Origin of the sequence: Mycobacterium innocens (genome assembly GCF_900566055.1) — a bacterium.
Classification (GTDB): domain Bacteria; phylum Actinomycetota; class Actinomycetes; order Mycobacteriales; family Mycobacteriaceae; genus Mycobacterium; species Mycobacterium innocens.
In genome coordinates this window covers 1-12,102 of record NZ_UPHQ01000137.1, presented here as the reverse complement: position 1 = coordinate 12,102, position 12,102 = coordinate 1, and the positions used below count along the sequence as shown (strand labels likewise).

13 protein-coding genes and 2 pseudogenes are annotated in these 12,102 nt (G+C 63.7%); 7 read left to right on the top strand and 8 right to left on the bottom strand.

Annotated elements, in window-relative coordinates:
• Window positions 1-286 precede the first annotated feature (286 nt).
• On the bottom strand, window positions 287-1,102 hold the full coding sequence (gene dpgD / locus EET03_RS14565; RefSeq protein ID WP_075541363.1) for an enoyl-CoA-hydratase DpgD: 816 nt from the start codon (window positions 1,100-1,102) through the stop codon (window positions 287-289).
• 62 nt (window positions 1,103-1,164) lie between these two features.
• On the opposite strand from dpgD, the gene dpgA reads away from it, so the two are divergent.
• The 4 genes from dpgA to EET03_RS14545 are packed head-to-tail and all read left to right on the top strand — an operon-like array spanning window position 1,165 to window position 5,372.
• Window positions 1,165-2,220 carry a 3,5-dihydroxyphenylacetyl-CoA synthase DpgA gene (gene dpgA, locus EET03_RS14560; protein ID WP_082274462.1) on the top strand — a complete coding sequence of 352 codons (1,056 nt, stop codon included), beginning with the start codon at window positions 1,165-1,167 and terminating at the stop codon, window positions 2,218-2,220.
• A 9-nt stretch (window positions 2,221-2,229) separates the two neighbouring features.
• Window positions 2,230-2,871 (top strand): enoyl-CoA-hydratase DpgB, encoded by a 642-nt coding sequence (dpgB, locus tag EET03_RS14555; RefSeq protein ID WP_075541361.1) that lies wholly within the window; start codon window positions 2,230-2,232, stop codon window positions 2,869-2,871.
• On the top strand, window positions 2,872-4,113 hold the full coding sequence (locus EET03_RS14550; protein ID WP_075541360.1) for an enoyl-CoA hydratase/isomerase family protein: 1,242 nt from the start codon (window positions 2,872-2,874) through the stop codon (window positions 4,111-4,113). It abuts the gene before it with no gap.
• On the top strand, window positions 4,110-5,372 hold the full coding sequence (locus tag EET03_RS14545) for an aminotransferase-like domain-containing protein (protein ID WP_075541359.1): 1,263 nt from the start codon (window positions 4,110-4,112) through the stop codon (window positions 5,370-5,372). The genes EET03_RS14550 and EET03_RS14545 overlap by 4 nt, the downstream gene beginning before the upstream one ends.
• A 178-nt stretch (window positions 5,373-5,550) precedes the next feature.
• On the opposite strand, the pseudogene EET03_RS33040 reads toward EET03_RS14545, so the two are convergent.
• A pseudogene (locus EET03_RS33040) lies at window positions 5,551-5,767 on the bottom strand (IS6 family transposase); the annotation flags it as partial.
• 524 nt (window positions 5,768-6,291) lie between these two features.
• Between EET03_RS33040 and EET03_RS14535 the strand changes: the two are divergent.
• Window positions 6,292-6,519 carry a ribbon-helix-helix protein, CopG family gene (locus tag EET03_RS14535; protein ID WP_075541358.1) on the top strand — a complete coding sequence of 76 codons (228 nt, stop codon included), beginning with the start codon at window positions 6,292-6,294 and terminating at the stop codon, window positions 6,517-6,519.
• The gene (locus EET03_RS14530) at window positions 6,516-6,818 is read left to right on the top strand and encodes a toxin (RefSeq protein ID WP_075541357.1); all 303 of its coding nucleotides are present in this window, start codon (window positions 6,516-6,518) and stop codon (window positions 6,816-6,818) included. The genes EET03_RS14535 and EET03_RS14530 overlap by 4 nt, the downstream gene beginning before the upstream one ends.
• A 675-nt stretch (window positions 6,819-7,493) precedes the next feature.
• On the opposite strand, the pseudogene EET03_RS14525 reads toward EET03_RS14530, so the two are convergent.
• The 6 genes and pseudogenes from EET03_RS14525 to EET03_RS14500 all read right to left on the bottom strand — a co-directional run.
• Window positions 7,494-7,985, bottom strand: a pseudogene (locus EET03_RS14525) (GNAT family N-acetyltransferase); the annotation flags it as partial.
• Window positions 7,982-8,257 carry a type II toxin-antitoxin system TacA family antitoxin gene (locus tag EET03_RS14520; RefSeq protein WP_063472729.1) on the bottom strand — a complete coding sequence of 92 codons (276 nt, stop codon included), beginning with the start codon at window positions 8,255-8,257 and terminating at the stop codon, window positions 7,982-7,984. The pseudogene EET03_RS14525 and the gene EET03_RS14520, both read right to left, overlap by 4 nt.
• A 356-nt stretch (window positions 8,258-8,613) precedes the next feature.
• A complete protein-coding gene (locus EET03_RS14515) occupies window positions 8,614-8,949 on the bottom strand; it encodes a type II toxin-antitoxin system PemK/MazF family toxin (RefSeq protein WP_063472728.1) in 336 nt (111 codons plus the stop codon).
• On the bottom strand, window positions 8,946-9,179 hold the full coding sequence (locus EET03_RS14510) for a hypothetical protein (RefSeq protein ID WP_063472727.1): 234 nt from the start codon (window positions 9,177-9,179) through the stop codon (window positions 8,946-8,948). Before EET03_RS14510 ends, EET03_RS14515 begins: the two co-directional genes overlap by 4 nt.
• Window positions 9,180-9,441: 262 nt before the next feature.
• Window positions 9,442-9,753, bottom strand: coding sequence for a type II toxin-antitoxin system PemK/MazF family toxin (locus EET03_RS14505; RefSeq protein WP_063469563.1), 312 nt, complete (start codon window positions 9,751-9,753; stop codon window positions 9,442-9,444).
• Window positions 9,743-9,976 carry a hypothetical protein gene (locus EET03_RS14500; RefSeq protein WP_063469564.1) on the bottom strand — a complete coding sequence of 78 codons (234 nt, stop codon included), beginning with the start codon at window positions 9,974-9,976 and terminating at the stop codon, window positions 9,743-9,745. Before EET03_RS14500 ends, EET03_RS14505 begins: the two co-directional genes overlap by 11 nt.
• Window positions 9,977-10,432: 456 nt before the next feature.
• Between EET03_RS14500 and EET03_RS14490 the strand changes: the two genes are divergently transcribed.
• The gene (locus EET03_RS14490) at window positions 10,433-11,260 is read left to right on the top strand and encodes an SDR family NAD(P)-dependent oxidoreductase (RefSeq protein WP_063469562.1); all 828 of its coding nucleotides are present in this window, start codon (window positions 10,433-10,435) and stop codon (window positions 11,258-11,260) included.
• The last annotated feature ends 842 nt before the right edge of the window (window positions 11,261-12,102 follow it).

Sequence of the window (12,102 nt, the reverse complement as noted above, 5' to 3'; positions counted from 1 at the left end):
ACTCGAACAAGCCCACAAACGCCGCCTTGCCTGGCACCGCCAGCAAAGGCACACTGAACCCATCCAGGACCCCGACGATGTTGTCTGATCAAACGCGAATCTCTATCGCAAAGTCAGAAACACCTCACTGTAACGTGCGTCGACGTAGGACGCAGGATTCGAGATCATATGATAGCGGCTACGTTTCGACCGCTGACCACCACCAACTTGCTTGGTGGTGGCTTCCACCGATTCACCTTCGACGCCGTTCGCACCGGTGGGCTCGAGGACTACGTTGCTTAAGCGTTCACGTCCCGGTCCACGACGGTGGCCGGCCCTCGGTGAAGGCCCGGGGGCCCTCCCTGGCGTCGCTGCTGCGCTTGCGTCGTTCTTCACACGGATAGATTTCGTCGAAGGCGTCCGGCAGTGGCAGATCCAGCGAGCGCCACAAGGCCTGCTTCGTCGCGCGTACGGCCAGCGGTGCGCCCCGCAGCAGGTCGTCGACCCAGGCCTGCGTCGCGACGTCGAGGCGCTCGGGCGCGACCACCTCGTTGACCAAGCCGTAGCGCAGCGCGTCGTGCGCGGTCATGCGGCGACCAGTGAGCAGGTAGCCGGCCGCCACCCGCGCTGGCAACTGACGGCCCAGCCGGAACACGCCTCCGGCGCCGGCTACCAGCCCCAAGCGGATCTCGGGCAATCCGAACTCCGCGTCGCTGGAGGCGACGATCAGGTCGCAGGCGAGCGCAAGTTCGAAGCCTCCACCCAACGCGTATCCGCGCACCTTGGCGACCAGGGGTTTGGTGATATCGAAACGGTCGGTGAGCCGCGGTGCGCCCGGCTTACCCCTACTCCCGAACGACGACAACCCTGCCCCTGGACGCGCGTCGCGATCGGCGAGTTCTTTCAGGTCCTGTCCGACGCTGAAGGCGCGATCGCCCGAACCGGTCAGGACGCCGACCCAGATCTGCGGATCGTTCTCGAAGTCCTCCCAGACCCGGCTGAGCTCCTCATGCATGCGCACGTTCATCGCGTTGAGGACCTCGGGGCGCCGCATGGTGATCGTGGCTACCCGATCACGCTTCTCATATCCGACAAACTCGAACTGATCCAACGCAGCGGGCATGCCACCAGATTAGGCCGGGCCGTGCTGGCCCGACCGTTATCGCCGCTCGGCAGGGAAATCTGATGCAGGCGCGTCTCTGCGCGGTCGGTACCAGCGTCCCACCGTTCCGGTACACCCAAGACGAACTCGTCGAACATTTCGACATCGCGGACGACAAGATCCGCTCGTTGTTCAAGAACAGCTCGATCGCGTCCCGGCACCTGGTCCTGCCTCCGCACGATGCAAACGGCCGACCCCGGCCCGAAAGCCAGGGGGAACTGCTTGACAAACACCGCGAGTGGGGCATCAAGATGGCCGCCGAGGCTCTGGGTAAGTGCCTGGCAAACATCGGCCGCACCCCTGCCGACGTCGACTACCTGTGCTGTGTGACCAGCACGGGTTTCATGACGCCCGGGTTGTCTGCGCGGCTCATGAGACATCGGGATATGCGGCCAGATTGTGCACGGCTTGACGTGGTCGGCATGGGCTGTAACGGCGGACTCAACGGGTTGGCGCCGGTGTCCGCCTGGGCCGAGACGCACCCCGACAAACTTGCTGTGATGATTTGCGTCGAGACCTGCTCGGCCGCCTACGTCTTCGATGGCACCATGCGGACCGCTGTCGTCAATTCCTTGTTCGGCGACGGCGCCGCCGCGCTGGCGGTCAGCACCGATCCGAAACTGGCCGCCACGCCGCACCCATTGGTGCTCAAGACCAGCAGCCACATCATCCTGGAGGCGCTGGAGGCGATGCGCTTCGACTGGGACGACAACCACGGGCTGTTCAGTTTCTACCTCGACCCGCAGATCCCGTACGTGATCGGCGCCAACGCCGAGTTCGCACTGAGCCGCCTGTTGTCTGGCACGGGGCTGGACATCAGCGACATCGACCATTGGGTGGTGCATTCCGGAGGTAAGAAGGTCCTCGACGCGCTACGGGTGAACCTGGGGTTGAGCCGCCACGCCGTCCGCCACGCCACCAGCGTGCTTCGCGACTACGGCAACCTGGCCAGCGGGTCGTTCCTGTTCAGCCTCGAGCGGCTGAACCGAGAGAACGTCGTCCAGCCAGGGGACTGCGGAGTGATCACGACGATGGGCCCCGGCTCGACCATCGAGATGGCCCTGATCCAGTGGACATGAGAGGACTCAATGATCGAGCCGCCTGCGGAGCGCGCCGATTACTTCACTCTGCCGGCGGGCGACCTTGCCAGCCGCACGCGGGCGTTGAGCGACTTCATCCGGTCCCTGGGCAGCGGTTTGGCCGTCATCGATCTGCGCGAGGCCGGGGCGGAGCACCTGTCGCCGGGCGACGGCATCGGCGATGTCAACGGCTGGGAGCGCGCGCTGCACCTGATCGAGCGTTCGTCGGCGGCCACGGTGGCCCTGTTCGGGCGCCAGGTCGGCGGATCCGCGCTGGAGGTCGGGCTAGCCTGTGATTTCCGCATCGCCGACCCAGGCGCCCAGGTGATCTGGCGCAACGACGGCGCGGTCTGGCCGAGCACCGCGCTGTTCCGCCTGGTCCAACTGATCGGCCCCGCCCAGACCATTCGGCTGACACTGCTCGGCGAACCGGTGCACGCTAGTGCGGCGCTCGTCAGCGGCCTGGTGGACGTCATCACCGACAACCCCGAGGCCGAGGTGGAGAGCCTGCGGACGGCGGTGGCCAGACTCGATGACCTCCGGGTCGTCCGCCAGCTGATCGCCGAGGCCGTGCACACCAGCTACGACGAAGCCGTGGGGGCCCACCTCGCGGCGTGTGAGCGCTATCTGCGGCGGCGCGGGGTTGACTAGATGACCGACCGTACTCCCGCCGCGGGCAGGGCCTCGCCGGACGTCGCGGCCCGACGCAGCCGGCCCAGTCCGTGGGACCGGCCCTCGACAGAGGCGGAGCTACGGGTCGCCGCGGCCTGGTTTGACGAGCACATTGACAACGTCTACCGGACGCTGACGGCGGCCTCCGGCGGTAACCGCAGGCCAGGCAGGCTGGGCGACCTGGTACGCGCCGCCGGTGACCAGCTGCCCGACCTGCTGCCTGACCGGGACACCAGGCGCCACGATGACGCGCTGGCCCCGAGCGAACGGCTGCGGGTGGAGCGCGACCAAGGCCGATTCCTGCGAGCTCTGCTGCGCAACCCGGCCACTGCTATCCCGGCACTCGTTGAAATGCGCACGCCACTGCCCGAGTCGGCGGCCCACGCCGCTCAGTTCCGGAACTGCGGTGAGCTCGTCCTGGAAACCGTCACGCTACGACGCGCGGTCGGCTTTGCCGAGGTGGCCGAGTTGACCCTGGCCAACACCAGGACGCTGAACGCGGAGACGAACCAGTTCGTGCACGATCTGGAGGTAGCCGTCGACGTGGTGACGATGGACCCGACCACCTCGGTTGGAGTGATCCGGGGCGCTGCGATGGAGCACCCGTCGTACGCCGGCAAGCGGGTATTCTGCGCCGGGATCAACCTCAAACACCTTGCTGCTGGCAAGATCTCGTACCTGGATTTTTTGATCGGTCGCGAGGCGGGCCTGTTATCGAAGCTGGCGCGTGGGGTGCATGACCCCGAGACCGGCCGCGACGTCGGCCGGCTATGGATCGCCGTCATCGATTCCTTCGCCATCGGCGGCGGCATGCAGCTCACCCTGGTGGTCGACCATGTGATCGCCGTCGACGACGCCTGGATGAGCTTGCCCGCCGCGGCCGAGGGCATCGTTCCCGGTGTGGCCAACCTTCGCTTGCCAGGCCGTGTCGGTGTGCGCCTCGCCCGTGAGTTGATCCTGCGTGGGCGTCGTCTGAGCAGCGCCGAGGCGCTGCAGGCCGGCCTGGTCGACGCCGTGATCTGCGCACGAGATGTCGATGCGACCGTGGAGTCGGTGGCTGCGGCGCTGTCGGAGCCGGGGGTGGTGCCCAACAAGCTGATGCTCGCCCACGGCATCGAACCCGAACATGAGTTCGCGATGTACCTGGCCGACTTCGCCGTCATCCAAGCGGATCGCATGCACGCCCCCGACGTGCGTCGCAAGCTGTCGAGCCGTCAATGACGGGCACGCCAGAGACAGGCGGGACCGAAGCCCAGATTTTGGGCGCGATCGGATTTCTCAATGAGGTGATGGCCCGCTACCCGCAAGCCATCTCGTTCGCCCCGGGAGCGCCGTTGCTGGACGGCATCACCCGCGAGCGCCTCATCGCGGCTGTTGACGAGGTAGCAGATCGCTCGGGCAGCGGAGCGCCGGGGTGGGACGCCCTGTTTCAGTACGGCCCCAGCCAGGGGATCGTCAACGCTGACCTCGCCCGCGCGCTATCCGCTACCGGCGCCCTCACTGTCGGCGCATCCGATATCACCATCACCGTCGGCGCCCAGGAGGGGTTCATCCTCGTCCTTCGCGCACTGGAACTCCATCGCTGCGGAACCCTGGGCATCGTTGCCCCCGCATTCGCCGGGATCCGCGGCGCGGCGACCTTCATGGGTGCCCGGACCGTGGATGTTCTCGAGGGCCCCGAGGGCGTTACCGCGGCGGACCTCGAGGCGGCGTGTGCGCGAGCCGAGGCCCTTGGCGAGCCGCTGCGAGCCTTGTACGTCGCACCCGATTTCGCCAACCCCTCAGGGACCGTGATTCCTCGGCAGGCCCGGCTGGAACTGCTGCGCGCCGCTCGCGAGCGGCAGGTGCTGTTGATCGAAGACACGACCTACGACTTCACTGATCCTGACGTCCCGCCGTGCCTGAAGGCTCTGGACGAGGACGGGGTGGTGATCCAGGTCGGCACCTTCTCCAAGGTGTGCTTCCCTGGTGCCCGCGTGGGCTATGTGGTCGCCGATCAGCCCTGGCACGGGTCCACCCTGGCCACCTGGCTGGCCACCCTGAAGAACACCACCACGGTCAACACCTCACCACTCAACCAGGCCATGGTCGCGGGCCTGGTGCTGTCGGATCCGGCTGCCCTCGCTGAGCGCGAGCGGGTGCTGCGACAGTCCTACCGCGACAAGCGGAACCTGCTATTGACCGCACTGGACCACGAGTTCCCCGACGCCACCGAACTCGGGCTCAGCTGGAACCGGCCCAAGGGCGGGTTCTTCGTCGTGATGCAGACCCGACGGGACCTGGACCACGCCGCCCTCCAACGCTGCGCTGCGCACCATCGCGTGCTGTGGACCCCGATGCGTGACTTCTACGCCGGCCATGCCGGTGACAAGATGTTGAGGCTGTCGTGTAGCCACGTACCGACCGACCAGATCAGGGAGGGGGTCCGCCGTCTAGGCGGCTTCCTACGCGAAAGACCGCAAGATGCGGCGGCCCAATGAAATTCGTGCTGCCACGCTAAGGAAGTCGCGGCGATGTCGAGCCTTCCGCCGCCGTCGGCCGATGAGCTGTTGCGCCGCGGGCACGAAGTGCAGAGGCACTGTCACATTAATCGGAATATAGTGTGGCACAGTCGGTTTTGGAACCGCATCTATGGATCAGCTTTGGGGCGTTGACATTTCAGGCGGCAGCGTCGAGCGCGGCGACCTCATGCCAGACCGCGAAGCGGTCAGCCATTTCGGCTCGCCATTCGGTCGCGCTGAGCCGGTGCCGTCGCGGTCGAAAGTGGGGGGAGATGCCGCTGAAGGCGGACAAGGAACCGATGGGCATGGCGGGCCGATTTGAAGCGTTTCATAGCCCGTTCACGTTGTCGGGTGGGATGAGAGTTCTCGGCTCGTTCCGCCGAGTCGGCTGGCGCAGACGATGATCATCGAGCGCGTTGGCGGAAATGGCCACCAGCGTGATCTATCACGTCCGGGCCGGGGAAGGGGCCAAATCGTTTTGTTACCAGACGGTTCCGAACCGGCGCTGCACCATGGAGAAACGGTCGGCGCCCATTCCGTGCGCTGCACCATGGAGAAACGGTCGGCGCCCATTCCGTCACAGTGACGTAATAGGAGCTCTTTGGGTTATCCCGATGCGCCGCTATACGCCAGCGGCATCGGCAATCGAATTGATCGAACTGGTCGCGAGACAGGACCCCCGCGCCGTGCGTGTCGACCTCGCCGGCAGGTGGCTGGACTTGTGCGTGCGGGTTCAAGATCGGCGAGCATACCGGAGCGTGCGCTGGCAGGTGCGGATGTGTGTAGGGGAGCTTTGCGCGAATGCGGTTCCCGACCTGTTGGACGGCCGATGAAAATCGCGGCAGCACCAAAGGCCAAGAAACTCGTTGGCATGTAGGATCATTGGTAGTATATCTAGGTGGCCAAAGAGAAGATCTCTGTGACCGTCGACGCGACCGTGCTGGCCGCTGCCGACGCGGATGCCAAGTCGGCCGGCCTGAATCGCTCGGAGATGATCGAGCAAGCGCTTCGCAACGAACACCTGCGTCGTGCGCTGCACACCTACACAACCCACACAGCACCAGCGCTGAAGATCGAGTCGTATGCCAAGCAGGTATACGAGGCTAACTGGGACGAAGGCTTGTGATCGCGCCCGGCGACATCACACCGCGACAAGACAGCAGCCGCGAACTATACGTGGCGGTGCTTTCCAACTCGATCCACCTCGCCGCCAACACCGGGCGCGTCATCACGTGCCCTTTCATCCCCGGCCGAATCTCAGACGACACAATGGCTATGGTTGTCCCCATCAACCAACCCGACGGCACCCTGCTGCCCGAACTCGTTCAATGGCTACCGAGTTCCGCGCTAGGCGAACCGATCGGAGCCGTAGGCGAAGCTGCTCTCGGCGAGGCGGCCTCGATCGTGGCGGCGCTAATTTCATAACCCCAGGAGATCAGGCGCCTCATTTCATCACCTGACCAAATCGGGCCGAGCAGCGGTTGCTTGCTCCTCAGCAATGCCGGCGTGCGCCCGCATGCGGACGGTCCAACCGTTGCCGCCACACGATGCGTAATGACCTTTTTGGGGCACAGATCAATTCGTCACAGTGACGTATTGCCGATAGTGCGCGGGGAGGGGCGACGGGTCGGGCGATGGCGAATCGTGGGTCCGGGCATCCATGCTTGCGGGGTCGACCACGGACGGGCGTGCTCACGAACCGTCACCAGCCGGGGGTTTCTTAGGTCTGAGGTATTCGCCGGAACCGGACAGCAGCGCACGAAGCGCCCAGATCGGACGGCAGCGCGCGAAGCGCGGATCGGCCGGCAGCACAATGTAACTCGCAGTCCTTTAGCGCCGATAAGCGACATTATGTCAGGTAGAGGGGGGGCTCGCTGTTTTCCCTTGTTGAACAATGGTTTTCGTCGATGACAAGTGTGCTCGCAGCTACCGTTTGGCGCGGCCTGCTCGGCGTGAGTGAGCGGCCGCGGCAGCGATCAACCGCCGGAGTTGCTAGTCGGTCAAAGATTCGAGGTGCTCTCGATCAGCACCGCTCTCGGCCATTGCTTCGATGACCTCGCGACGATGTTGCTCGGCCTCCCCTTGTCTTTGCAGTACCGCCACGCTCGCCTTGGCATCCTTAATCAGCAGCAACAGGTGGAGAGGGTCGGTAGGTGACGGTTCGAACTGGTAGCGGGTGTAGAACCGGCGCGCTTCGTCGTGGAGGGCATGCACAAGGATGGCGCGAACACCGATCTGTTCGGCAACTTGCACGCTGCGGGCAATAGCGTCGCGCAGCAGGTTCTCTCCGAGCCCGCAGCCCTGGTGTTTGCGGTCGACGGCGAGACGTGACAGCAGGATCACAGGCACCGGGTTGGGCATGTTCCGGCGGAATTTGCCGGACAAGTCGGCGTGCGACACCGCTCCAGACGCAAGTGCGTAGTAACCGACAACTCGGCCATCTCGGCACGTGACGAAGCAGCGAGATGCGCCACCGGCGTGGTTCGTCAGTGCACGCGTGGGGAGGTAATCGTCCAGGCTGGGTTCCGCACTGTCGAAAGTCGCGACGTCGTCGGACTCGCTAATCGGCCGCGGGAGGCTGTAACCACTCACGCATCAGGGTCAAACAACGACGGCTTGTCGAACAGCTTCGCCAACGCCGGCTTGTACTGGACAGGCCGGTCGAGCAAGGCGCTGAACTCGGCCCACGCAGCGTCACCAAGTAAGAAGTGCCGACGATCTGCGAGAACATCGCGAGCGCGCGCGACGGTGGCACACACAGTGAAGGTTGTCAGGTCGGTCCCTTCCACCTCGGCAGCACGACGAATCAATGCGTCCTGTTCAGGCGTCAGGCGCACCGCGAAGCGTTCAGACTTGGTAGCCACCTACCTATTGTGTGCCTGATAGGCGTACAGGTCAACAAGGGGCATTATTTGACATGGCTTACCGCCCCCGCGCGCAGCGTTAGCAAGCGCCGCACTGCGGGCCAGCCTTCCGAGTAAGCCAAAGTGAGTCAGATACTCCCGCCGGGTCGTGGAGCGCCGCCTCGTCCACATCAGCCGAAGTCACCGTCGGCGGGCTGAAGGAATACGGCGGGATCGAATATGAATATGGCGGGTTACCAGTAAAGCTCGTCGTATTGTGTTGCACTCCAATCATTTCCAATGCTCAGCACATGAACCACGCTCTCGCGTTCAGCGGTCGGCCGTCGTTTGAGGATGTGCCAGTGGGCGGCTCGACGTCACAGGTCGAGCACAAAGCGCAGCGCTTGGTCAATGGCCCGCATCTGGTCTGGGCGGATCATTCCCTGGCGAGATGACAGTCTTTCGACGGAGACCACTCTCAGTTGGTCGCAGCGAGCGTAGGAGGTGTGGTCTAACCCGCTGCCATCTGGTTCAAGTTCGACATGGCTTCGCAGACCGTAACTGGCGGTCGTGATCGGGACGACGATTACCAGCCCGCCGGGTCCATTGTTGAGAATGTCGACCGACACCACTACCGCCAGGCGTCGAAAGGCTGGCTCGTGGCCGATCGGCCGGCCGAGATCGACGTAGTAGACCTCCCCCCGCCAGATCAAGCCAGGGCGTCCCACTCGTGACGCTCGGCCACGTACTGCTCCCACAGTTCGGGGTTGTTACGCAGGCGCTGGTAATCCCCGTTGAGTCCCCGCAGGAACTCCTGCCGTTCCAGGGCGTCGATGGCTGCGTGCACGACGTCGACGACGGCGGTTTGACGAGCCTTGGCCAGCGATTGGAGCCGCTCAGAATCTGGACGGCGGACTCGGACAGTTGTGGTTTCGGTTGCCATGAGCCCAGTGTAGACGAAATGTAGACATCTTGTCTCTGGCGTCCGCAAACGAACCCCCGCGCAGGTTTCGGGGGGTGCGCCCCCTTGCGCTACCGCGCTGGACTGGGTGACGCCCAGTTTCTCGATCGACGCCGATAGAGATCCGCCGGACTGCTAGGGCGAGAATACGGCGGAATCGAATACCGCGGGTTACCGGTAAAGTGCGCCGTAGTGCACAGCGCCGCAATTGTTTTCATCATTCAATGTGACGGCGGCACAGCGCTCAGAGATCGAGGACGATGCGCAGTGCCGCATCAACGCGACGCATCTCGTCGAAGCTGAGGAACCCGACGCTCTTGCCGAGCCGGCCCGGGTCAACTGCGGCGGCCTGCTCGGCAAGCACCCGGGTGTTCATTCCGCCGATTTCAACCTCAGGACGAAAGCTTGCGGCACGAGCTGACGTAGATGTGGGCGCGACGAGCCAGGTCGACAGTGGCAGTTGATCTGACTGGACGACGACGGCGTAGCGGGAGCCGGACTGCTCGCGACCGCGGCTCCGCCGCGGAGCGTGCAACTGAAAGACCTCACCACGCACGCAGCGTCTCCATATCGCGCAGCACCTGCATAGCCTCAGCGCGGTCGGACTCGTCTGCAGCAAGCGTTTCCGCCTCGGCGCGGATGGCTGCGTTAGCCTTCCGTCGTGCGGCATCAATGAGTGCGGATCGGACAGCCGCGGACACGGCCGTGCCATCTTTGGTCAAGACTTCCAGTGCCTTCAACGTGTCTTCGTCCGGCCGGAAGGTGATCGTGTCAGCCATGGCACCACTGTACGACGGTTTGTAAGACGGCCGCTGGTTTGCATAATGGCGTTCGCGCCAGCGGCAACCGTACAGCAACAGAACACGCCGGTGCTTGCTACCCCCACCCCGCCGATCCAGCCGCAATGGAGATCGTCATCGAGGTCCTGTGCGGCGTGGGCCGGCCCGATAGCATCCTGACCGGGTGGCCCGACTTGAAGTCGCTTCACGCGAGAACTAACCGGCTCCGGCCAATGCCTGTCCGTCAGCCGACTCACCCCGCGCTGTTCCAATCGATCCCGATCCCTGCCGCCTCAGGAATACGGCCGAATCGGAGACGGTGGGTTTCCGGTAAAGCGCTCCGTTTTCATGTGGGGGCCCGGGTCTTGTAGTCCGTCGCCGCATTGAGATCCCGCCAGTGGTTATTTGAACAGCAATGTTGCCTTCTGGTGTCAAGCGCCGCGATATGCTCCCAGCGTGTCAGCAAGGACGATCGTCATTACCGGCGCCAGCGACGGCATTGGCGCTGCGGCGGCACGCCGGCTAAGTCAAAGCGACGAAAACGTCGTCGTGGTTGGCCGGTGCCGAAGCAAGACTACCGCAGTGGCCGCGGAATTGGGTGCGGACTATTTCGTGGCAGACTTCGCTGATCTTTGGCAGGTTCGAGCCCTGGCAGACAAAATACGTTCGCAGTACCCGCGTATCGACGTTTTGGTCAACAATGCGGGTGGAATGACCAACAAACCCCACCTGACGGCTGACGGCTACGAGATAACTTATCAGGTCAACTACTTGGCGCCGTTTCTACTCACTACGCAGCTGTTGGATTTATTGGTCGAGTCCCGGGCCAGCGTAATCAATACGTCCAGCGGAGCGCATAAATGGGTTCGCAATATCGCCATTGTCGATTTCGAGAACACCCAGCGGCGCCGTCCCATCGTCGCCTATGCCATCTCGAAGCTGGCAAACATCTTGTTCACCAAGGAATTACATCGACGCTACCATGCTGACGGGCTCTCGGTTGCAGCGGTACACCCTGGTGTGGTCGCCACCAATTTCAGCCGGGCTTCGGGTTCACGGGTTTTTGCGTTCTTGGAAATGCTGTCGCTTCCGCGACTGTTTGCGACCGCAGAGCAGGGAGCCGCGCCGCTGGCCCGCCTCGCGTCAAGCACACCCGGTATCGATTGGCAGCCAGGCGAATATTACGCGAAGTGCGAGGTCGCGAAAGCCAGCCGCTCAGCCTGTGACCCGCACCTTGCCAGCGACTTGTGGGATCGGACTCTGGCAACGATAGGCCACCTGTAACAGTATTTCTCCATGCCCGCCGGGGCAGATTGTCGAAGACCTGTGCGATGTCCGCAAAACCCGGTGTCACCGATTTGTGATCACGTGGTGAATCTATCGGCGGTGTCGAATTCTTAACAATCATGGATCAGGCATTCTTCCGCCGCCGCATATGGACGTGTGCTCCCGACGGCCCACCTTCGACGGCATCTGCGTTGATGCTGCCGCCAACATGTTCAGCGTGCACAGCACGGATTTCACCGCACAGGGTTATCTCGATGTCGCGACCATCCCGAGACTGGCTCTTGTGCGCACACCGACTATTGCGGCAGTATGAAGGGCTCCGCGACGGGCGGAACCCTGGCCGCGCTCCCCTCGCCCCGGCAGGCGTCGCCGCCACGGGAATTCAACAGATCTCGACACCGCCGATATCCAACGAAACACTGCGTATTGCGTCAGGTGAGTCACCGCCTTCGGGGTGGCTGAAGGGCAACCAGATAACCACGTCGGTTATCGGACGGGTGCCTCCTTTTTGGCGCCGCTCCGGTCTGGCGGGCTAACGGCATATGAAGCTGATCGGCGTGCATTCCCTCCTGCACAGGTACCCGGGTGCTACCGATCCCAAGGTTGGGCGCTCAGTCGAGTCCGAAGATCTCGGTCTCCGGGAGATTTGCGCTGTTCAGGCAGCCGTTTGGCTGAAGTGGGACCGCATGTCCACTAAACCTATACGGCATTGTTGCGCCACGACGCGTGGAAAGGAGTCGTCATGTAGGAGGCGGCTGTCTGAAAGTGCTTGCTGCACAGGAGATGAAGGTTTTGTGGCCCTTCGGCGTCGTCCTTTCGGGGGATGGCGTCAAACCACC